Source organism: Actinomadura sp. NPDC000600 (assembly GCF_040492135.1).
Taxonomy (GTDB): Bacteria; Actinomycetota; Actinomycetes; order Streptosporangiales; family Streptosporangiaceae; genus Spirillospora.
Genome location: NZ_JBEUPD010000047.1, coordinates 40615 through 60992, shown reverse-complemented (window position 1 = coordinate 60992; position 20378 = coordinate 40615). Strand labels below are relative to the sequence as shown.

19 protein-coding genes are annotated in these 20378 nt (G+C 71.6%); 4 read left to right on the top strand and 15 right to left on the bottom strand.

The features are described from left to right. Positions 1 to 203 precede the first annotated feature (203 nt). Both ABWI07_RS39330 and ABWI07_RS39325 read right to left on the bottom strand, forming a co-directional pair. Positions 204 to 713, bottom strand: coding sequence for a hypothetical protein (locus ABWI07_RS39330; RefSeq protein WP_149259055.1), 510 nt, complete (start codon positions 711 to 713; stop codon positions 204 to 206). A gap of 196 nt (positions 714 to 909) precedes the next feature. Next, positions 910 to 1491, bottom strand: a complete 582-nt coding sequence (locus tag ABWI07_RS39325) for a TetR/AcrR family transcriptional regulator (protein ID WP_353821638.1) — start codon at positions 1489 to 1491, stop codon at positions 910 to 912. Between the two features lie 86 nt (positions 1492 to 1577). Here ABWI07_RS39325 and ABWI07_RS39320 point away from each other — a divergent pair, with 86 nt between their 5' ends. Continuing rightward, complete coding sequence (locus ABWI07_RS39320) at positions 1578 to 1976, top strand: nuclear transport factor 2 family protein (RefSeq protein WP_149259053.1); 399 nt, start codon at positions 1578 to 1580, stop codon at positions 1974 to 1976. Between the two features lie 80 nt (positions 1977 to 2056). On the opposite strand, the gene ABWI07_RS39315 is transcribed toward ABWI07_RS39320, so the two are convergent. Beyond that, positions 2057 to 2515 (bottom strand): Lrp/AsnC family transcriptional regulator, encoded by a 459-nt coding sequence (locus ABWI07_RS39315; RefSeq protein WP_149259052.1) that lies wholly within the window; start codon positions 2513 to 2515, stop codon positions 2057 to 2059. A 121-nt stretch (positions 2516 to 2636) separates the two neighbouring features. Between ABWI07_RS39315 and ABWI07_RS39310 the strand changes: the two genes are divergently transcribed. Beyond that, positions 2637 to 3272, top strand: coding sequence for a hypothetical protein (locus ABWI07_RS39310; RefSeq protein ID WP_149259051.1), 636 nt, complete (start codon positions 2637 to 2639; stop codon positions 3270 to 3272). Here ABWI07_RS39310 and ABWI07_RS39305 read toward each other — a convergent pair. From ABWI07_RS39305 to ABWI07_RS39255, 11 genes are all read right to left on the bottom strand, one after another. Further along, positions 3266 to 3721: a hypothetical protein gene (locus ABWI07_RS39305; RefSeq protein WP_235036747.1), complete on the bottom strand. Its 456-nt coding sequence runs from the start codon at positions 3719 to 3721 to the stop codon at positions 3266 to 3268. The two genes, ABWI07_RS39310 and ABWI07_RS39305, sit on opposite strands and share 7 nt — an antisense overlap. Positions 3722 to 3798: 77 nt before the next feature. Continuing rightward, positions 3799 to 4248 (bottom strand): TIGR03618 family F420-dependent PPOX class oxidoreductase, encoded by a 450-nt coding sequence (locus ABWI07_RS39300; RefSeq protein ID WP_149259049.1) that lies wholly within the window; start codon positions 4246 to 4248, stop codon positions 3799 to 3801. A 156-nt stretch (positions 4249 to 4404) separates the two neighbouring features. Next, positions 4405 to 6258: a Xaa-Pro dipeptidyl-peptidase gene (locus ABWI07_RS39295; protein WP_353821637.1), complete on the bottom strand. Its 1854-nt coding sequence runs from the start codon at positions 6256 to 6258 to the stop codon at positions 4405 to 4407. Between the two features lie 90 nt (positions 6259 to 6348). Further along, positions 6349 to 7623 (bottom strand): thymidine phosphorylase, encoded by a 1275-nt coding sequence (locus ABWI07_RS39290; protein WP_149259047.1) that lies wholly within the window; start codon positions 7621 to 7623, stop codon positions 6349 to 6351. A 99-nt stretch (positions 7624 to 7722) separates the two neighbouring features. Next, positions 7723 to 8127, bottom strand: a complete 405-nt coding sequence (locus ABWI07_RS39285) for a cytidine deaminase (RefSeq protein ID WP_149259046.1) — start codon at positions 8125 to 8127, stop codon at positions 7723 to 7725. Between the two features lie 5 nt (positions 8128 to 8132). Further along, positions 8133 to 9491, bottom strand: coding sequence for an ABC transporter permease (locus ABWI07_RS39280; protein WP_353821636.1), 1359 nt, complete (start codon positions 9489 to 9491; stop codon positions 8133 to 8135). Beyond that, positions 9488 to 10780, bottom strand: coding sequence for an ABC transporter permease (locus ABWI07_RS39275; RefSeq protein WP_235036745.1), 1293 nt, complete (start codon positions 10778 to 10780; stop codon positions 9488 to 9490). The genes ABWI07_RS39280 and ABWI07_RS39275 overlap by 4 nt, the downstream gene beginning before the upstream one ends. Continuing rightward, on the bottom strand, positions 10777 to 12315 hold the full coding sequence (locus tag ABWI07_RS39270; protein WP_149259044.1) for an ABC transporter ATP-binding protein: 1539 nt from the start codon (positions 12313 to 12315) through the stop codon (positions 10777 to 10779). Before ABWI07_RS39270 ends, ABWI07_RS39275 begins: the two co-directional genes overlap by 4 nt. 168 nt (positions 12316 to 12483) lie before the next feature. Beyond that, complete coding sequence (locus ABWI07_RS39265; protein ID WP_149259043.1) at positions 12484 to 13542, bottom strand: BMP family lipoprotein; 1059 nt, start codon at positions 13540 to 13542, stop codon at positions 12484 to 12486. A gap of 271 nt (positions 13543 to 13813) precedes the next feature. Beyond that, on the bottom strand, positions 13814 to 15301 hold the full coding sequence (locus ABWI07_RS39260) for an amidohydrolase (RefSeq protein WP_502912894.1): 1488 nt from the start codon (positions 15299 to 15301) through the stop codon (positions 13814 to 13816). Positions 15302 to 15572: 271 nt separating this feature from the next. Next, positions 15573 to 16739: a glutamate--cysteine ligase gene (locus tag ABWI07_RS39255; RefSeq protein ID WP_353821635.1), complete on the bottom strand. Its 1167-nt coding sequence runs from the start codon at positions 16737 to 16739 to the stop codon at positions 15573 to 15575. 537 nt (positions 16740 to 17276) lie between these two features. Here ABWI07_RS39255 and ABWI07_RS39250 point away from each other — a divergent pair. Both ABWI07_RS39250 and ABWI07_RS39245 read left to right on the top strand, forming a co-directional pair. Further along, entirely contained in the window at positions 17277 to 18545 is a 1269-nt protein-coding gene (locus ABWI07_RS39250) for a D-alanyl-D-alanine carboxypeptidase family protein (RefSeq protein WP_353821634.1), read from the top strand. A 126-nt stretch (positions 18546 to 18671) separates the two neighbouring features. After that, the gene (locus ABWI07_RS39245) at positions 18672 to 19142 is read left to right on the top strand and encodes a nuclear transport factor 2 family protein (protein WP_149259040.1); all 471 of its coding nucleotides are present in this window, start codon (positions 18672 to 18674) and stop codon (positions 19140 to 19142) included. Between the two features lie 31 nt (positions 19143 to 19173). On the opposite strand, the gene ABWI07_RS39240 is transcribed toward ABWI07_RS39245, so the two are convergent. Then, complete coding sequence (locus ABWI07_RS39240) at positions 19174 to 20358, bottom strand: YihY/virulence factor BrkB family protein (protein WP_353821633.1); 1185 nt, start codon at positions 20356 to 20358, stop codon at positions 19174 to 19176. Positions 20359 to 20378 lie beyond the last annotated feature (20 nt).

The window sequence follows — 20378 nt, the reverse complement described above, 5'->3', positions numbered from 1 at the left end:
GGGCTGGGCGGCCCGGCCGGGCCGCCCAGCCCGAGGACGAGCGCGGCGAGGCCGGCGGCGGACAGGATCGCCGCCAACCCCCAGAGGCCCCACCGGCCGCCCTTTCCCCGCATTTTTCCTTCCATCCGATGAGAATCGCCGATTCTGCTCTTACGGAGACGCCGCCGTCACAGCGGCGCCTCCCTTATCAGAAAGGCGCGCTATTACGCGACCGCGCCATTACGACGGCGGACGGCAATGGCGCCGGCGCCGATCCCGCCCAGCAGCAGGACGCCGCCGCCGGCCAGAAGCGCGGTGTCCGAGCCGCCCGTCCCGCCGCCGAGACCCGTCGCCGCCCCGCCGGTCGGGGTGGGCTGCCCCATCGGGCGCGCCTTGCCGTCCACGACGCGGACCTCGCCGGTCGCCCTGTACGCGCCGCACCTGACCAGCACCGTGTAGGTGCCGGGGAAGGTGTCCTTCTTGATGGTCGCGAGACCGGCCCGGCCGTCGACCTCCTCGGAGCCGTTCAGCGGCACCGCGCCCCCGACGAAGGCCAGCGACCCCGCCTCGCCGTCGACCTGGCACTTCTTCCCCACCACCGTGACCTTGTCGCCGGGACGGGCCTGCGCCGGCTTCACGATGACGTCCCCCGGGTCGGCCATCGCGGGCGCGGCCATTCCGAACGTCGCCGCGCCGACCACGAGACCGAGAACGGTCGCCTTTCCGAGTCGCATGTTCTCTCCATATCGACACGGCGGCCTACTCGACTTTCAGCCCGTGAGCCCGTGCCCCCTTATGCCCGTATCTGATGAGGCTTGCGCCCGTTTGGTTCGGTGATCCTTTTCGTCCCCCGGAAAGGCTCCCGCCCTCACAAATCCCGGAAAGGTTGGCATGAAAGCCGTCACACCGCATCCCGCCTCGCCGAGGCGTTCAGGAGGTGCCGAGGAGCCGCAGGAGGCTGGTGCGCAGCGCGTCGCCGGCGGACGTGCCGTCCATCCGTCCGGCCTGCCGCTCCTCGCTCGCGGCATGGGCGAGCGTGATCGTGGCCGCGACCAGCCAGCCGACCGGGAGCCGATCGTCGAACTCGCCGTCCCGCCGCCCCCGCTCGATCACCTGCCTGATCCGGTCGGCGACGGGCGCGTGCCGGTCGCGGTCGGCCTCCGGCCCGACGGGCACCGTGCTGATCCGCCGCGTCAGGACGGGGTGGCGCTCGGCCTCCCGGGCGGCGGCGTCGAGCAGGCGCACCAGCGCGTCCGCGGCCGGACCCGTGTCGAGATCGGCCGCGTCCATGGCGGCGGCGGTCCTGTCGGTGAGCCGCTCGGCGACCGCCAGCAGCAGCTTCTCCCGCGAGGGGAAGTGGGCGTAGACCGTCTGGCGGGTCACGCCGGCCGCGACCGCGACCGCCCCGAGACCGGCGTCGGGCTCGGCGTCGAGCACCCGCGTCGCGGCATCCAGGATGGCCTCCCTGCTGCGGCGGGCGTCGGCTCGGCGGTTGCGGGCCGAAGGCGGCATTACCTCTTACACCTTGTCAAAGTTACATCCCGGCTCATATCTTACAGAGCGTCAAAGATCGTACCGGCTCTACCGACAGGGGTCCCATGCGTCCACTCAGCGAGACCGAACCCGGACGGTTCATCGCCGACTTCTACACCTCCTTCACCGCCGACCTGCTGGCCGGTGACGAGGACGCGGCGCTGATCGTCGACCGTTACCACACCCCGGACATCGTCCAGCTCGCCGACGGGATCCGGATCGACCGCGACAAGCTCATCGCGCACACCCGGCCCGTCCGCAAGAACCGGCCCACCAGCCGGGTGGAGGTGCACGAGGCCGTCGCGGACGGCGACCGCCTCGCCGCCCGCTACACCCTGCACGTGTCCCAGCGCGGCAAGGACCTGGCCATCGAGGTCTACTTCTTCGGCCGCTTCGCGCCCGACGGCCGGATGCGTCAGGCCCATATGGCCACCCGCACCGCGCCCGCGGGCGACGCCCCCTGAGCCCGCGGCGAGGATCACAGCGGGCAGCGGCGCCCGCGGCCGGCGACGGTGAGGAGCCGGCCGGGGGCCCGACCGGCTCCCTACGGCGAGAGCGGCAGCGGCCGGTCGTCGACGATGCGCTTCATCACGATGGTGGAGGTCAGGCGCCGCACGCCGGGCAGCGTGGCGAGCGTCTCGTCGCGGATGGCGGCGTAGCCGTCGAGATCGGGGGCCAGGACGCGCAGGAGGTAGTCCGGATCACCGAACAGCCGCTCGGCGTGGCGTATGTGCCGGACGCCGGCGAGGGCTTCCTCGAACTCGATGATCGTGGCGGCGTCCTCGCGGTCCATCGTGACGGCGACCAGCACCTCCAGACCGAACCCGACGGCCGCCGGGTCGACCAGCGCCCGGTACCCCGTGATGACCTTCGCCCGCTCCAGCTCGCGCAGGCGCCGGTGGCACGGCGCGGGGCTGAGCCGCACCCGCTGGGCCAGTTCGGTGACGGTCAGCCTCCCCTCGCCCTGGAGCTCAGCAAGGATCTTTCGATCAGTTCCGTCCATGAGCACGATCCTTCCATTAGATCCCGCATTTCGGCTATTAATAGCAACAAAGCTGCGCCGGAATTGATCTACTCTTCCCCCAAAGGCGGAAAGGGGCCCGCGACCGGAGGGGTGGTTCCTCATGAGCGGAGCAGCGGACTGGCTGCCGATCGCGGCGGCGGTCTTCGGGGTGCCCCAGTTCCTGCCGCAGCTGGCCCGGGTCCTGCGAGCCGGGGACACGGCCGGGGTCTCCTGGTCGTGGGCGGCCCTGACCAGCGTCGGCAACGCCGGATGGATCATCTACTTCACGCTGTCGGAGTTCTGGACCGCACTGGTGCCGGCGGTCTCGGCGACCGTGCTCGCCGGCGCGCTCGCGCTCCTGCTCGGCCGCCGGAACGGCGTCCCCCGCCGTCCCGCCGCGATCGTCGCCGCGTGGACGGCCCTGATCCTCCTCGCGTGGGCGGCGACCGGCCGCGCCGGAATCGGCGCGGTCCTGACCACCTCGTTCGTGCTCCAGGTCGCCCCCTCGGTGTGGACCGCCTACCGCACGCCCCGGCCGACCGGGATCTCCCGGGGCACATGGCTGCTCATCCTGGGCGAGTTGCTCTGCTTCGGTCTCTACGGGCTCCACCAGGGCGACCCGCGCCTGATCGCCCTCGGCTGGACGGGCGTCGCCGCCGGCCTCCTCATGCTCGGCCGCGCCCAGTACGCCGCGGCCGCCTCCGCCCGGCTCCGGCGGCGCCGCTTCCACCGCGGGGAGGCGTCCGCCCCTCAGTGATCGGCGGGGGCCATGTTCCAGGTGCGCGGGAGTTCGGCGTCGCAGAGGGCGCAGAAGAAGTGGGCGTCCTTGACCAGGTTGCGTTCCCGGCACTCGGGGCAGCGGCGGAAGACCATCGGGTCGGTGAAGCGGCCCGGATGGTCCAGTCCGGCCCGGTCGAGCGCACCGCCGACGGCGGGCCAGGAATCCGGATCGGGGCAGTAGCCGGTCGACTGGTTGCTGGCTCCCTCCACCGACCACCGGCCGCCGTGTTCGGCGAAGGTGATCTCACCGGCGCTCAGGACGGGCATGCCTCCCGCGCAGACGACGTGCTCGCTGCGCCGGTGAGAGAGGCGCAGGAAGCCGTCCAGGTCGACGACGAAGGTGAACGGCTCGGCCGACTCGTCCTCGTCGCACGCGGCGAGCCAGGTGGCGAGATCGTCCGGGGACGCGATCCGCCGTCCTTCCATGCCTGGTCGTACCGTTGCGAGGAACTCGGGCGGGCCCACGTAGGAGTACCGGCGCGGCCGCCCGCCGCCGGGCGCCGTCAGGTCTGCGGGTTGGTGTAGACACGGCGCGGCGTGATGAGCACGGCGGCGCGCCGCTCCCCAGCCATCACCCGGTCGTAGTCGTCCCAGTCGTCGTGAGTGCCGCCGGCGGCGAGGAAGACCTCCCGCAGCAGCAGGCGAAGCGCTTCACCGTCGACCCCCGGACGCGGGTCGTCGGGGCCGATGAGCTCGGCGTCTCCCTCGACGGCCGCCCATCGCCAGCCCGCCCGGACGACGATCGTGACCCGGGGGTCCGCACGCAGGTGGGCCAGCTTGCGTGAGCCTCCGGTGGCGACGAGCCCGACGACCCGGTCTCCCCGTACCGGATGGTCCAGCACGCCGGCGTTGACCACCGACGACTGGATGCTGCCATCGCCCCGCAAGGTGCTGACCACGCACAAGCCGTGATCGAGCGGCACCAGCTCGGCGAAGGCGGATAGGTCTGCCATGGCCGGTCGCCTCCCTCCGTCTGGTCGAATCATCTCAGACGCCGGACGCACGGGCTCGCAATGGCGAGCGCCCGGAACGCCGATTCGGCGTTCCGGGCGCTGCCCTTCAACAGTCGCCCACGAGAGGCGCGGGCACGGGGCGATGCCGTGCCCGGGTCAGCCGTTGGTGAGGGGGAGGGTCAGGGTGCTGCCGTCCAGGTCGACCTTGACCTTGGTCCCCGCCGGGTAGCGGAGCGTGTAGGCGTGGTCGGTGGCCAGCACCATGAGGCCGATCCGGTGGCCGGGCTTGAAGACGTAGTCGTACGGCTGCATGGGCCAGCTGAACGTGTACTCCTTGCCGGCCTTCACCGGGGTGCTCCGCCAGATCGACTCGCGGTTGCGGACGTCCGTCCAGCCGCGCGTCACGATCTTGAACGGGGTGACGGCGGTGGTGTACTTCCGGACGGGGCGGCAGCCCTCGTCACCCGGGATGGAATCCCCGTAGCACCAGGTGTCGGACGTCCGGACGAAGCCGGAGACGCGCTCGTCGGAGCCGTAGTCGACCAGGAGGGCCGACAGGTAGGGCGAGCGGCCGTCGACGGAGGCGCGCAGCTTGATCCGCGCCGTGCCGCTGAGCTTCATGGCCTTGGTCAGCTTCGGCGTGAGATAGATCAGGCGGTTGGGGTCCGCCGCGTCCGGGTTCGCTGCCAGGTCCTCGGCCTTGCGGGACGGGTCGTCCACCAGCTGCTGGGTGCCGTGGCCGCGCCGGCCGAGGCCCTTCGCCGACAGGCCGAGGGGAACGGGACGGGCCGAGGCGTCCGGCCAGTCCTTGTGCGTCTCCCACTGGCCCGGTGTGCGCTCAAGGTCGACCTTGGGCTGGCGCATGATGTCGTTCCGGACGTTGTAGAGCTCATGCGCGAACCACAGGTTCAGCGTTTCGAGCCACACGCTCTGGCGGACGTCCAGGGGCTCGTCGTGCGCGGCCTGGTGGATCCAGAGCTTCCGGTCGACGCCGGCCTTCTTCAGCCCGTCCCACAGGAGGGACATCTGGATCGGCTTGACGTTCCAGTCGGCGAGGCCGCTGGTCATGAACACGCTGGCCTTGAACCGGGGCGCGGACTTGGCGAAGTTCCGCTCGTCCCAGGTCCGGTTGTAGTCGCCGGTGACCCGGTCCATCTTCCTCTCGAGGTCGTGCATGACGGGCGCGCACACCTCGAGGTCGTGGCGGGTCAGCACGGCCTTGGCGTGCAGGTCGAGGTCCTCGCCCTCCCAGCCGTCCGGCGCGACGACGCCGCCGTTGGCGCGGTACTCGTCGTACCAGTTGGACACGCCGGAGATGGACACGACCGTCTTGAGGCCGGGCACGCGGGTCGCGGCGGTCGCGAGGGGCAGCGTGCCGTCGTAGGACTTGCCGGCCATGGCGACGTTCCCGGTCGACCAGCCGGCGTCGACCTTGTTGCCCTGGGCGTCGTACGCGGTCGCCTTGCCGGTGAGCCACTCGATGACCGACTTCATGCCCTGCGTCTCGTTCGGGCCGACGGCGGTCGGGCAGCCGTCGGAGTCGCCCGTGCCGAGGGTGTCGGCGGCGAGGACGGCGTAGCCGCGGGAGACGAAGTAGTTGTCGTAGTAGACGCGCGAGTAGCTCGTCGGGCCGGGCGGGCCGGGCGGGGGCGTCCACGGCGCGAGGCGCGGGTAGTCGGTCACGTCGGCCGGGTGGTACGGCGGGTCCTGCGTGCCGGCGTAGTAGGGGCTGCCCTCAAGGATGGAGGCGACCTTGAGGCCGCCGCTCGTCTCCTTGGGGCGCGTGACGTAGACGGAGACGCGGTCGCGTTTGCCGTCCCGGTCGCTGTCCACGGTCGTCTCGACGAACACCTTCTCGCGGATGGCGTCCTTGAACGAGAACGTGGGCTGCGTCTTGCCGTCCTTCACCACGATGTGGGGACGTCCCGCGTCGGCGTACGCGGGCACCATGCCGGCCACGAGGCCGACCGCGCCCGCGAGCGCCGCTACGGGCAGGAGTGAGAGTCGCAACGTCCGCTCCTTGGCTGCTGAGAGAAACCTGATCAGCTTCCAGAGCGGACACAACGCCCGTCAACGGTGATTATTAACAAACTGGTCGGTTCACGCGATCCGGTCGATGACCAGGGGGTGCGCGGAGACGGCGCCGCCTGCCTCGATGTCGAAGGCGCCGTCCAGCGCCTCCAGCGCGCGGCCGAACCTGGCCTCGTCGTCGGCGTGCAGCGTCAGCAGCGGCCGCCCCTCCTCGACCGTGTCGCCCGGCTTGGCGTGGCAGATGACGCCAGCGCCGAACGACACCGGGTCCTCCTTGCGGGCCCGGCCGGCGCCGAGACGCCAGGCCGCCACCCCGACCCCGTAGGCGTCGAGCCTGGTCAGGACGCCCGAGGACGGCGCCGTGACCACGTGGGTCTCGCGGGCGGTCGGCAGCGGCGCGTCGGGGTCGCCGCCCTGCGCGGTGATCATCCGGCGCCAGACGTCCATGGCGGAGCCGTCGCGCAGCGCGTCGGCCGGGTCCTTGCCCGAGATCCCGGCGGCGTCGAGCATCTCCCGCGCCAGCGTCAGGGTCAGCTCGACCACGTCGGACGGGCCTCCCCCGGCGAGCACCTCGACCGACTCGGCCACCTCGACGGCGTTGCCGACCGCGTTGCCGAGCGGACGGTCCATGGCGGTCAGCAGGGCGACCGTGCGCAGCCCGTGGTCGGAGCCGATCGCGACCATCGTCTCGGCCAGCTCGCGGGCGTTGCCGACCGTCTTCATGAACGCGCCCGAGCCGACCTTGACGTCCAGCACCAGCGCGCCCGTGCCCTCGGCGATCTTCTTGGACATGATCGAGGAGGCGATCAGCGGGATCGACTCCACCGTGCCGGTCACGTCGCGCAGCGCGTAGAGCTTGCGGTCGGCCGGCGCCAGGCCGCTGCCCGCCGCGCAGATCACCGCGCCCGCCGAGCGCAGCACGTCCAGCATCTCCGCGTTCGACAGCGACGCCCGCCAGCCCGGGATCGACTCCAGCTTGTCGAGCGTCCCGCCGGTGTGGCCGAGGCCGCGCCCCGACAGCTGCGGGACGGCCGCGCCGCACGCCGCCACCAGCGGCGCCAGCGGCAGGGTGATCTTGTCGCCGACGCCGCCGGTGGAGTGCTTGTCGGTGGTCGGACGGTCCAGCGCCGACCAGTCCATCCGCTCGCCGGAGCGGATCATGGCCTCGGTCCAGCGGGCCACCTCGGCCCGCGACATGCCGTTGAGCAGGATCGCCATCGCCAGCGCCGACATCTGCTCCTCGGCGATCGCGCCCCGGGTGTAGGCGTCGACCGCCCAGTCGATCTGCTCGGGGGTCAGCGTCCCGCCGTCCCGCTTGGCGCGGATGACATCGATGGCGTCCACGAGATCCTCTCTGTGCCGGTCAGGCTGAGTCGGTCTGGCTGGGGTGTGCGGCCGGCCGGCGGGGTGCGCCGACCGGCGTTGTCGAGCGGGACGTGCCGGTCAGGCCCGGTCCACGAGGTCGTCGGGACCGAACGCGTCCGGCAGGACGTCCGACATGGGCAGGATGCCGCGCGTCGTCTCCAGCAGCATCGGGGCGCCGCCGTGCTCCCACAGCAACTGCCGGCAGCGCCCGCACGGCATCAGCGGGTTCCCGTGCCGGTCGACCACCGCCATGGCGACCAGCCGGGGCCGCTCCGACTTGCCGGGCCCGTGCAGCGCCGACACGACGGAGCACTCCGCGCACAGGCCGACGCCGTACGAGGCGTTCTCCACGTTGCACCCCGTGATGATCCGGCCGTCGTCCACCAGCGCGGCGGCCCCGACCGGAAACCCGGAGTACGGGCAGTAAGCACGAGCCATCGCCTCCCGCGCGGCAACGCGCAGAGCAGGCCAATCAATCTCCATAGGGGTTATCGTGCCTCACCACGCCTGTACCTGAGCCCGTTGGCGGCGGGCATGCGGAGGCGCTGGCTGGCCAGGGCCAGGACGAGCAGCGTCGTCAGGTGCGGCGTGAAGGAGACCAGCTCGCCGGGGACGATGTCGCTCAGCAGGAACCATGTGAGCAGCGCGGCGGCCGTGACCAGGGACAGCACGGAGCCGATCACGGCGCCCCGCATGTCGCGGCGGTGCGCCGCGTCCAGCGCCGCCTGCGGGAGCAGGCGGTTCGCGCGCACGCCCTGCCAGACGGCCACGCCGATCAGCAGGATGGCCACGAACAGCAGGAGCGCGTGCACCGACTCGCCGCCGCCGCGCACGTTCATCGCGTCGGTGTAGCCGAACAGCAGCGAGCCGGCGGCGAGGCCACCCGGACGCCAGTTGCCGAAGATCATCGCGGCGAGGCCGATGAACCCGCGGCCGTTGGTCTGGCCGTCCTGGTAGATCGGCGCGGCGACGGTGACGAGGAAAGCGCCCGCCAGGCCCGCGAAACCGCCCGAGATCATGGTGGCCGCGTACTTCATCCGGTAGACCTGCACGCCGAGCGACTCGGCCGCGTACGGGTCCTCGCCGCACGAGCGGATCCGCAGCCCGAACGCCGTCCGCCACAGCACGAAGAAGCTGGCCGGGAGGAGCAGCAGCGCCACGAGCGTCAGCAGCGACATGTCGCTGGTCAGGCCGCGCACGATGCCCGCGAGGTCCGACACCAGGAACCAGTGGTGCTTCTCCAGCGAGCCGAGCCAGTCGGGGCTCTGCCAGCCGCCGATCTTGCCTCCGGACAGCACCGGCAGCGTCAGCGTCTGGATCGGATCGACGGGCGGCGACTGGCGGGGGCCGCCGCCGAGCGCCTTCGCCTCCCCCTTGTCGAAGATCAGACCGGCGAGGAACTGGGTGAGCCCCAGGCCGAGGATGTTGATCGCGACACCGGACACGATGTGGTCGACGCCGAACGACACGGTCGCGATCGCGTGCAGCAGCCCGCCGAGCGCACCGCCGATGATCCCGGCGAGGACGCCGATCCACGGGCCCCACTGGTAGCCGGCCCACGCGCCCGTCCAGGTGCCGAGGATCATCATGCCCTCGAGACCGATGTTGATCACGCCGGACCGCTCGGACCACAGCCCGCCGAGCCCGGCCAGGAAGATCGGCACGGCGAGGCGCAGCGCGGCGCTGACCGTCCCGCTGGAGGTCACCGGGTCGGCGTCGTCGATCACCCGGACCAGCGACAGCAGCACCAGCAGGCCGGACGCGATGAGCAGGTAGTGCGGCCAGCGCAGCCGCCGCTTGCCGTTCACGGCCTTCCTGGCGGTGGCCGTCTCGGTCGCGGTGCTCATGAGGCACTCCCAGCGGCCTCGCGGGCCAGGTCGTGGCCGGTGGCCAGCTCGGCGGCGACGGCCCGCTGCTGCAGCCGGATCTCCCAGCGCCGGACGAGCTCGTACACGATGACGACGGTCAGCACGACCACGCCCTGCATGACCCCGACGATCTCCTTCGGGACGTCGACCTCCTGGAGGATGTCGGAGGTCTGGTCGAGGAACGCGAACAGCAGCGCGGCGAGCGCGATGCCGGCCGGGTGGTTGCGGCCGAGCAGCGCGACCGTGATGCCGGTGAAACCGAGGCCGGGCGGGAAGTTCAGCGAGTACTCGTAGGACGCGCCTAGCAGCTCCGGCATGCCGATCAGGCCCGCCACCACACCGGACGCGACCATCGTGTAGACGATCATGCGGCGGGCGTTGACGCCGCTGGCCTGCGCGGCCGACGGCGAAAGCCCCGACACCTTCAGGTCGAACCCGAACCTGGTGTGGTTGATGACGATCCAGAACACGACGCCGACCAGGATCGCCAGCGGAAGCAGCCCGTACACGTCGCCGGGCAGGTCGATGCCGATCGAGGACAGGAAGCCGTTCAGGCCGCCGACCCGCCCCGACTCGGGGATCTTCGCCGTCGCGACGTTGTTGCTGCCCGGCCGCGCCTCGGCGAGCCGCTTGTCGTTCAGCAGGTAGGCGATCAGGCCGGTCGCGATCGCGTTCAGCATGATCGTGGACAGCACCTCGCTGACCCCGCGGGTCACCTTCAGCACGCCCGCGATCGCCGCCCACAGCCCGCCGACCACCATCGCCGCGATGATCGTCAGCATCTGGCCGAACGGCGCGGGAAGCGCCACCGCGCCGCCGAGCGCGGCGGCGAGGAACGCTGCCATCCGGTACTGGCCGTCGACGCCGATGTTCAGCAGCGCCATCCGGAACCCGATCGCCACGGCCACGGCTGACAGGTAGTAGCGGGCGGCGCGGTTGATGATGTCGACGATCGAGTTGTCGGTCGTGCCGTAGTCGACCATGCTCTGGATCGAGCTGACCGGGTCGGCGCCGGTGATCCGCAGCAGGATCATCGTGATGCCGAGGGAGATCAGCAGTGCCAGCACCGGCGCGCCGATCTTCAGACCGAGGCCGCGCGGGCCGAGGCCGCGCAGCATCGCCTTCCACGACGGCACCGTCTCCGGCTCCACCGGCCCGGACGGCTTCGCGGCCGACGGCCCGGGCTCGGGAGCGTCGCCCTTCCGCGGCGCGGGAACGCCGGCGGGCTCCTCGCCCGCCGGGTCCAGGTCCTTGCGCTCGTCGCTCATGCGGGCGCTCCCGCGCCGGTCATGGCGGAGCCGAGCTCCTCGGGGGTGACGGTCCGCGGATCGACCTCCGCGACCAGCCGCCCCCGCAGGATCACGTGCAGGGTGTCGGACATACCGATGAGTTCCTCAAGATCGGCGCTGATCAGCAGCACGGCCAGCCCGTCCGCGCGGGCCTGCCGCAGGTGCTCCCAGATGGCGGCCTGGGCGCCGACGTCGATGCCACGCGTCGGATGCGCTGCGATGAGCAGGTGCGGGTCGCCGGACATCTCCCGCCCGACGATGAGCTTCTGCTGGTTGCCGCCCGAGAGCGCGGCGGCGGGCACGTCGATCCCCGGCGTCCGCACGTCGTAGGCCTGGACGATCCGGGTGGTGTCGCGGCGTGCGCCGCGCCGGTCGACCCACGGGCCGCGCACGTTCGGGCGCTGGGTCTGGTGGCCCAGCATGCGGTTCTCCCAGAGCGTCCCCTCCAGGATGAGCCCGTGCCGGTGCCGGTCCTCGGGGATGTAGGCGATGCCCGCCTCGCGGCGCCGCCGCGTCGCCCAGTGGGTGATGTCGTCGCCGCCGTAGCCGATGGTCCCGGCGTCGGCGCCCCGGATCCCCATGATCGCCTCGATGAGCTCGGTCTGCCCGTTGCCCTCGACGCCGGCCAGCCCGACGATCTCGCCGCGGCGGATGCGCAGCGACACGTCGTCCACGACGGGACGACCCTCGGGGGTCAGGACGGTGAGCCCGGCGACGTCAAGCTGGACGTCCTCGGTGACGGTCGACTCGCGCAGCTCGGGGGTGGGCAGCTCGGACCCGACCATCAGCTCGGCCAGCCGCCGGGACGTCACCTCCCGCGGGTCGAGCCTGGTCGCGACCGTCGTGCCGCGCCGGATCACCGAGATCGAGTCGGCGACGGTCAGCACCTCGTCCAGCTTGTGGGAGATGAACAGCACGGTCAGGCCCTCGGCGCGCAGCTCCCGCAGGTTGCCGAACAGCTCCTCGACCTCGTGCGGGACGAGCACCGCGGTCGGCTCGTCGAGGATGAGCACGCGGGCGCCGCGGTAGAGCACCTTGAGGATCTCCACGCGCTGCCGTTCGCCGACGCCGAGCGTCTCGACCAGCACGTCCGGGTCGACGCGCAGCCCGTACGCCTGCGACATCTCCTTGATCTTCGCGCGGGCGGCGGCGAAGTCGATGCGGCCGCGCCGCCGGCCCTTGGCGCGGGGCTCGGCGCCGAGGATCACGTTCTCGAGGACGGTGAGGTTGTCGGCCAGCTTGAAGTGCTGGTGCACCATGCCGACGCCGCGGGCGATCGCGTCCGCCGGCGTCCGGAAGGAGACCTGCTCGCCGTCGACCTCGACGGTGCCCTCGTCCGGCCGCTGCATCCCGTAGAGGATCTTCATCAGCGTGGACTTGCCGGCGCCGTTCTCACCGCAGAGCGCGTGCACCTCGCCGCGCTCGATGGTGAGGTTGATGTCGCGGTTGGCCACCACTCCGGGGAACCGCTTGGTGATCGATGTCAGCCGCACGGCCGGCACCTGGTCAGGCACGAGTGCCCCTCCTCCTGCCTAGAACGTGAAGAAGACGTGGACCGGGGGACGTGCCGCCGCACCGGGCGCCACCCGTGGAGGTGGCGCCCGGTGCGCGGTTCCGGCCGGACGAGGCCGGTCCGGCACGTCGCCGTACGGGAGGGATCCCCCCGTGCCCGGGCCTCGGCGTCAGGCCTTGGTCGGAACCGTGATCTTGCCGCTGATGATGTCGGCCTTCAGCTCGTCCAGCTTGGCCTTGATGTCGTCGACGTGGCCCCCGGAGGTGGCGTAGCCGATGCCGTCGTTGCTGAGGTTGTACTGCGTGGTGCCGGCCTTGAACGTGCCCTTGGCGACGCTCTCGACGAAGTCGTACACCGCGACGTCCACGTGCTTCTCCATGGAGGTGAGGATCTGGTCCTTCACCCCGGCGACCGCGGGCTGGTTGTACTGGTCGGAGTCGACCCCGATCGCCCACTTCTTGGCCGCGCCGACGGTCTTGATGACGCCGATGCCCGCGCCGCCCGCCGCGTGGTAGATCACGTCGGCGTTCTGGTCGAGCTGGCCCTTGGCCGCCTCGTTGCCGAGACCGGCGTCCTTGAAGCCGTTGAAGTTCGGGGGCTGCGTGAGGTACTTGGCCGGCAGCACCTTGATGCCCGGCTTGGCCTTCTTCGCACCCGCCTGGTACCCGGCGAAGAACTTGTTGATCAGCGGGACGTTGACGCCGCCGATGAACCCGATCGTGCCGGTCTTGGACTTCAGCGCGGCCGCGGCGCCGACCAGGTAGGACCCCTGCTCCTCGGAGAAGCAGGCGCCGCTGACGTTGGCGCCCTCGACCTTGCACTGGTCGGCGTCGACGACGAGGAACTTGGTGTTCGGGAAGTCCTTGGCGACCTTGTTGATCGAGGCCGTGTAGGCGAAGCCGACGCCGATCACCGGGTTGTAGCCCTTGTTGGCCAGCAGGCGCAGGCGCGACTCCTTGTCGGAGTCCGGCTCGTCCGGCTTGGCGGAGATCTCCTCGGTCTTGACGTCCAGGTCCTTCTTGGCCTTGTCGAGGCCCGCGGCGGCCGAGTCGTTGAAGGACTGGTCACCCCGGCCGCCGATGTCGAAGGCCAGGCCGATCTTGAGGGTCTTCTTGCCGCCCTCGTCCCCGCCGCTGCTCTCGGCCTTCTTGCCACCGCACGCGGAAGCGCTGAGCGTCAGGGCCGCACCCGTCACGGTGACGAGCGTCATCTTCAGTCCACGGCGCAAGGTAGCGCTCCTTCCGTCCCACCCACGGTCTGGTGACCCGGTCCGGTCACCGAAATCGATCGGACGCTACCTCGCGATTGACCGCAAACTTCCCGCTTGCACGGTTTCGCAACAGGTCCGTTACCAATGCGTAGGCATATCGCCACAGGTCAGCGCGCCCATGGGCGGCGCTGACCGGCACGCGGAGCCCTCGTGCGCGGGGTACCCGGAGATCGGAAGGGGCGAGCCGCTTGATCACCCACGGTGATGACCGCAGCCCGACCGGCGGGGGCTAGGCCAGCGCGGCCCCCTCGATCGACTCGGCGTCGCCGGGACGTCCGCCGTCCCACAGCGCGGTCAGCGCGGTGGCGCTCAGGACCTTCATGCCGACGGCGATGCACCGCTCGTCGACGTCGAAGTCGCCGCGGTGCAGGTCGTACTCGCCGGGCGAGCCCGGGGTGCGGACGCCGAGCCGGGCGAGGGCGCCCGGGATCGACTCCAGGTACCAGCCGAAGTCCTCGCCGCCGAGGCTCTGCGGGGTCGGCACGACGCCGTCCTCGTCCATGACCTGGGCGGCGGCGTCGCGGAACATCTGCACGCTGGCCGCCTCGTTCACGGTCGGCGGGACGCCCCGGACGTACTCCAGCGACGCCTCCACGTCGTAGGCGGCTGCGACCGACTGGAGCAGCGCCTTCATCATCTCCGGGGCCCGGTGCCACGCCTCGTCGTCCAGGCAGCGGACGGTGCCCTCGGCGATCCCGTCGTCGGGGATGGCGTTGGCGACGGACCCGGCCGACACGCGCCCCCACACCAGCGACAGGCTGGAGCGCGGGTCGACGCGCCGCGACAGCGCGGACGGCAGCTCGGTCACGATCTTGGCGAGCGCGTAGACCAGGTCGGCGGTCAGGTGCGGCCGGGCGGTGTGCCCGCCGGGCCCGGTGACCTTCACGTAGACCTTGTCGCAGGCGGCGGTGATCGGACCGGTGCGCAGGCCGAGCTGGCCGACCTCGATGCGGGGGTCGCAGTGCAGCGCGAACGCGCGGTCGACGCCCGCGATACCGCCCGCGGCCATCACGTCGAGCGCGCCGCCCGGCGTCTCCTCGGCGGGCTGGAACAGCAGCCGGACCCGGCCGGGCAGCAGCCCCGCCTCCGCCTGCTGGGCCAGGAACAGGCCCGCGCCCAGCACCATCGTGGTGTGCACGTCGTGCCCGCACGCGTGTGCGACGCCGGGGACGGTCGACCGGTAGGCGACGCCCTCCTTCTCGTCCTGGAGCGGGAGCGCGTCGATGTCGGCCCGCAGCGCCACGGTCGTCCCGTCGGCGGGGCCGATGTCGCAGAACAGCCCGGTGCCCTTAGGCAGGATCACCGGCTCCAGCCCGGCCGCGCGGAGCCGCTCGGCGAGCCTGCGGGTCGTGCGGTGCTCGGAGTAGCCGAGCTCGGGGTGCATGTGCAGGTCGCGGCGGAACGCGATCAGCTCCGCCTCGTGCGCGGCGAGGAACGCGTCGAGCTGCGGTTGCAGCACGGCCCCGCCGAGCACCGCCGGGACGCCGGCCACCGCGGGGACGCCGGTCGCCGCGTGGGCGCCGGCCGCCGCGGCGGAGGCGTCCTGCCGCCGCACGGCTCCCTCGGAGCCGAGAGCCTCGGGCACGCCGGGCGCCAGCCCGTTCGCGCCGGCGGCGCCGGAGGCGGCGCCCAGGTCCGCACGGCCCTCGGGACCGTCCGGCCCCGGGGCGGTGGGTGGTTCAAGGCCGGGCATCACCCCGGGTCCCGGATGTGTCATGTGCGCCCCCTGCGCGACGGCGGAGCCGAACGGCGCCCGCCGGGTGATGTTCTTGGAAACCGTGTCCTGCTCAGCGGCCGTGTCGTTCTTCGCGGCCGTGTCGTTCTCTGAAACCGCGTCGTCCTTCGAAGTGTCGTCCGTCGAGGACAGGTCGTTCTTCGAGGGCGTTTCGTGCTTCGAAGCCGCGGCGTGCTTGGAAGCCGCGGCGCCGTGCGCGGCGGGTGCGGTCGCGGGGTCGGTGCGCGCGGGGTCCCCGGTGCGGTCCGGTCCCTCAGGCTCCGGCATGTGCGACCTCCCCCAGTGTGACGAACCTGTCCTCCGCGAGCTCGGCGATCGCCGCGTCGACGACGTTCTCCAGGGTCCCGCCGGCGGCGCGGATCGCGCGCTGGCGCTCGTACGGGGCCCCGTACTCCAGCACCTCGCCGGCGACCTTGAGCTCCTCGGCGCAGCCGAGCCGGTCGGCGACCGGCTCCAGCTCCCTGATCAGCTCGTAGAGGTCGTCGCGGAGCGGAGCGGTGTTCCCAGTGTCGTCGGTGATGACGATCGCGTCGAGCCCGTACCTCGTGGCGCGCCACTTGTTGTCGCGCACCACCCAGGCGGCCGGCCGCGGCAGGGTGTACCCGCGGTCCAGCTGCTGCTCGAACAGCGTGACGAGGCTCTGGCACAGAGCGGCGGCCATGCCCACCTCACGCAGCGTGGGGATCCCGTCGAACATCCTGATCTCGACGGTGCCGAAGTCGGGATGCGGCCGGATGTCCCACCAGACCTCTTTGATGCTCCTTATCGTTCCGGAACGCATCAACGTGTCCATGTAATCCTCGAAGGCCGCCCAGTCGTCTAGAAGGTGGGGCGGCCCGGCCGTGGGCATCTGGCCGAACACGACCGCCCGGCAGGACGCGAGGCCGGTGTCGCTGCCGCTCCAGAACGGGCTGGAGGCGGTGAGCGCGAGGAAGTGCGGAAGGTAGGACGAGAGCGCGTTGACGATGGGGATGACCTTGGCGCCGTCGGAGATGCCGACGTGGACGTGAACGCCGAACGTCTGGATGCGCCGGGCCAGCCACTGCATCTCCTCGACGAGCTTCGCGTAGCGCCCCATGGGCGCCATCACGGCCTCCCGCCAGTCGCTGATCGGGTGGGTGCCCGTGCAGGCCAGCGCGAGGCCGCGGTCGGCCGCGGCGGCGCGCAGGGCGGCGAGGGTGCCGGAGAGGTCGGCCTTGGCCTCTCCCACGGTGTCGCTGATCCCGGTCACGACCTCGACCGTGGACTCCATCAGCTCGTGCCGGACGCGGGGGATGTCGCCGTCCTCGCTGAGCGACGGCAGGGCGGCGAGCACCTCGCGTGCGTCCTGCCGCAGGTGCCTGGTCTCCGCATCGACGAGTTGGATCTCCCACTCGACGCCCAGCGTCGCCCCGTGCGATGCGTTGAAGTCAATGGCCACGGCCAACCTCCGTCCACAATCCTTGCAGGTCGTTGCGTGGCACGTGGCGCAATTCAGCCAGCGGGTCCCTAAGCCTGGACAAACGCCGGTCCAGGTCACGTGTTCGTTCCATGATGGCGTCCGTGCCCGCCCCCTGCCGGGCGTCCTGCCCTTTGCGGATCAATTGACTCATGCGGACGGTCGCCGGCGGGCGGAGGTCCTACTTTTCGGTCATCGATCTTGGTGTGCGCACCACTAGATCGAACTAGTCAGCCCGTCCAAAATACCGTCGGCCCGTCTGAAAATCCTGTCGATGACGGATCGTAACCGATCCAAGGTGTCCCATACGTAACGTTATGGGACGGCTGCGTCGTACGTCCTGTCTGTCACTTGCGTCACATCCGTCGCGTCGGTCGCATCCGTCCCTCGCTTGCCGGTTTCGTGATCGGGTACCTCTTCGCCGGATAGGTCGCCTAGTCTTCGGGGGGAGTCATGGGCGTTGGGCGCCTGCGCGCCGGGAGCGATCGCGTTCCCACGGGATTGAGGAGCGTCGGGAGCTTGTCACGACAGCGACGAGGGCCGGCCGGCGTCCGCCGCGCCCTGACGGTCATCACCGTGCCGGTCACGGCCGCCTCGCTCGCGGCGGCCCCCGCCTTCGCGGCCGCCCCCGCCGGCGTACGCGCCGGGAGGACGCCCGCCGAGGGACCGGCGGCCGCGGCCCCAACCGCGGCGCCGGCCGGCGAGACGGTCGGCGGGCCCCGGCTCGCGAGCCGGGGGATCATCGCGAACACGGCACCGGGCGTCCCCGCCCCGCCGAAGATCAAGGCGGCCTCGTACCTGATCGCGGACGCCGACACCGGCCAGGTCCTCGCCGCCAAGGACCCGCACGGGCACTACCTGCCCGCCAGCACCCTCAAGACCCTCACCGCGCTGACGCTGGTCCCCGAACTGGACCCGAACCGGCTCGTCCGGCCGTCCCAGAAGGCGTGCGACACCGAGGGCACCAAGGTCGGCCTGACGCCGAAGATGCAGTACAAGGTCTCCGACCTGTTCCACGCGCTGCTGATGATGTCCGCCAACGACGCGGCGGTCACGCTGTCGGAGGCCGCCGGCGGGATGCGCAGGACCCTCGCCGACATGAACGCCGAGGCCAGGCGGATCAACGCGCGCGACACGCTCGCCGGGTCCCCGAACGGGCTGGACAAGGACCTCGGGCTGGACGTCCGGACGCAGCACACCTCGGCCTACGACCTCGCGCTCATCCTGCGCGAGGGGATGAAGAACCCCGAGTACCGCGCCTACATGCAGGCGATCGACTTCCAGTTCCCGGCGCCCCCGACGAAGAAGGAGCGCAAGAAGGGCAAGAAGGTCGGCGGGTACCCGATCCACACGCACAACCACATGCTCCCGGGCGAGCGGCTGGCCTACCCCGGGATGCTCGGCGGCAAGAACGGCTACACGATCGCCGCCCAGCAGACGTTCGTCGCCGAGGCGCGCCGCGGCGGCCACACGATCGTGATCTCGCTGATGCGGGCGGACATGCCGCCGTCGGCCTACGCGGCCAAGCTGCTGAACTGGGGCTTCGCGGCCCGCGGCAAGGTGCAGCCGGTGGGCGCCCTCGTGCCGCCCGGCGACCTCGAGAAGACCCGCAAGGACGGCGGCTCGGGCGTGCTGCCCGACGCGCCCCTCGCCTCCGACGACTCCTCGCGCATGTGGCTGCTGGTCGGCGGCGGCGCGGTGGGCGCCCTGCTCGCGATCACGGCGCTGTTCGTGGTGCTGCGCCGCAGGCGGCGGCTGGAGGCGGCCCGCTACCGCAGCGGCCGGTAAAGCTTCTCCCACCCCTTCCCACGGCGCTGGCACCCCCTGGCCAGGAGGCATACGCTCGCGGTGGCGCCGGTGATCTCGTCACCGCCGCGGGACGGCGGAACGGCGCCTCGGGGGAGGAAACGCGCCATGTCCGACTTGCACGTCCCCGTGCCCGGCGCACCCGCCCCCTCACCGGCACCACCGGGCTTCGACGAGCATCCGAACGTGACGCTGCTGAAGGACGGCTACACGGCCTTCGCCAAGGGCGACATGGACCTCATCCGCGGGCTCCTGGCCGACGACGTCGTGCACCGCGTCCCGGGGCGCGGGCCCATCTGCGGCGTGTACCGGACGCCCGAGGAGGTCCTGGGCTTCTACGTCCGGCTGTTCGAGCTGTCCGGCGGGACGTTCCGCGCCGAGCCCTACTCGATCATGGCCAACGACGAGTACGGCGCGGCCCTCGTGCAGACCTGCGCCGAGCGTCCCGGACAGGTCCTGGACGGCCGCTCGGTCGACCTGTTCCGCATCCGGGACGGGAAGATCACCGAGATCCGGACCCTGGCCGAGGACCAGTACGCCGACGACGCCTTCTGGTCCCGCACGACCGTCCCGTCCTGACGCCGCCGTCACTGACGCGGCCGCGGGCTCTCTACGCCTGGACCGGCTTCTGGGCCTGGACCGGCTTCTCGCCCCCGCCCGCCTTGTCCACACCCGCCTTGTCCACGCCTGCCTCGTCCACGCCTGCCTTCTCGTGCCGGCCCGGCTTCCTGGGGCGCCCCGGCTCCTCTTCCTGGAGCGTCTCCCCGTCCTCACCCGGCTTCTCGTGCCTGCCCGGCTTCTCGTGCCTGCCCGGCTTCTCGCCGGCGCGTTCCTGGAGCTCCTCGACCTCCGCGAGGTCGGCGCTGTTCTCCGGGTTAGTGGCGTCCGCGGCGAGGATGACGCGGCGCGTCGCCGTCCAGGCGGCGACGAACAGCGCGAACCGGGTCGCGATGTTGATCCACACCATCAGCCCGACGAGCACGGCGAACGTGCCGTAGACGGGGTTCTGCGTCGTCCGCCCGATCAGGAACGCCGCGATCTGCTTGAGGATCTCGAAGCCGACCGCGCCGAACAGCGCGCCCCGGATGATCCGCCGCCAGGGCGCCCGGGTGCCCGACAGCCGGGAGAACAGCGCCAGGAAGACCACGGTGTCGAAGAAGATCGCGCAGATCAGCGACAGCAGCCGCAGCCCGGTGCCGGCGCCGGGGACGTCCTCCAGCCCGAGCCACCCGAGGACGGTGTGGGTGGCGGACGTCGTGACCGTCGTGACCGCCATGCCGCAGACCAGGATCAGACCGAGGAACGCCAGCACGGCGCCGTCCCACAGCCGCTTCAGGAAGAAGTTGCCGCCGCCGCCCGGCTCGTTGCCCCAGATGTCGCGCAGGGACTCGCGCAGCACCTGCACCCAGCCGATCCCGGTGACCAGCAGCGCGACCAGGCCGAGGACGCCGACGGCGGTCTTCGACTGGGCGATCTGCTCGACGTCCAGCTGGCCGGCGAGCCCCGGCAGCTGCGAGTTGATCGCCCGGACGAAGTAGTCGCGGGCCTCGTCGCTGACCCCGACGAGATAGCCGAGCAGCGCGTACGCCAGCGCCATCAGCGGGAAGAACGACAGGAACGCGTAGCTGGTGAGGGCGGCGGCGAGCCGGTCGCCGCGGCGCTCCTGGTACCGCTCGAACGCGCGCACCAGGTGGTCGAACCCCCGCGAGCGCTCCCGGGAACGGCGCAGCGCGGCCTTCCCGTCGCCGAACAGGGACTCGCTCCGCCGCTGGACCCTGCCGATCACCTGCCGCATGCACGCAACGTACCCAACCG

Excerpts from the sequence above, each read along its gene's own strand:
- ABWI07_RS39310 (WP_149259051.1), top strand. The coding sequence starts at position 2,637 with ATGAGCGGAGCAGCGGACTGGCTGCCGATCGCGGCGGCGGTCTTCGGG.
- ABWI07_RS39260 (WP_502912894.1), bottom strand. The coding sequence starts at position 15,301 with ATGACACATCCGGGACCCGGGGTGATGCCCGGCCTTGAACCACCCACC.
- ABWI07_RS39315 (WP_149259052.1), bottom strand. The coding sequence starts at position 2,515 with ATGGACGGAACTGATCGAAAGATCCTTGCTGAGCTCCAGGGCGAGGGG.
- ABWI07_RS39275 (WP_235036745.1), bottom strand. The coding sequence starts at position 10,780 with ATGAGCGACGAGCGCAAGGACCTGGACCCGGCGGGCGAGGAGCCCGCC.
- ABWI07_RS39280 (WP_353821636.1), bottom strand. The coding sequence starts at position 9,491 with ATGAGCACCGCGACCGAGACGGCCACCGCCAGGAAGGCCGTGAACGGC.
- ABWI07_RS39285 (WP_149259046.1), bottom strand. The coding sequence starts at position 8,127 with ATGGAGATTGATTGGCCTGCTCTGCGCGTTGCCGCGCGGGAGGCGATG.
- ABWI07_RS39245 (WP_149259040.1), top strand. The coding sequence starts at position 18,672 with ATGTCCGACTTGCACGTCCCCGTGCCCGGCGCACCCGCCCCCTCACCG.
- ABWI07_RS39300 (WP_149259049.1), bottom strand. The coding sequence starts at position 4,248 with ATGGCAGACCTATCCGCCTTCGCCGAGCTGGTGCCGCTCGATCACGGC.
- ABWI07_RS39330 (WP_149259055.1), bottom strand. The coding sequence starts at position 713 with ATGCGACTCGGAAAGGCGACCGTTCTCGGTCTCGTGGTCGGCGCGGCG.
- ABWI07_RS39240 (WP_353821633.1), bottom strand. The coding sequence starts at position 20,358 with ATGCGGCAGGTGATCGGCAGGGTCCAGCGGCGGAGCGAGTCCCTGTTC.
- ABWI07_RS39305 (WP_235036747.1), bottom strand. The coding sequence starts at position 3,721 with ATGGAAGGACGGCGGATCGCGTCCCCGGACGATCTCGCCACCTGGCTC.
- ABWI07_RS39320 (WP_149259053.1), top strand. The coding sequence starts at position 1,578 with ATGCGTCCACTCAGCGAGACCGAACCCGGACGGTTCATCGCCGACTTC.
- ABWI07_RS39325 (WP_353821638.1), bottom strand. The coding sequence starts at position 1,491 with ATGCCGCCTTCGGCCCGCAACCGCCGAGCCGACGCCCGCCGCAGCAGG.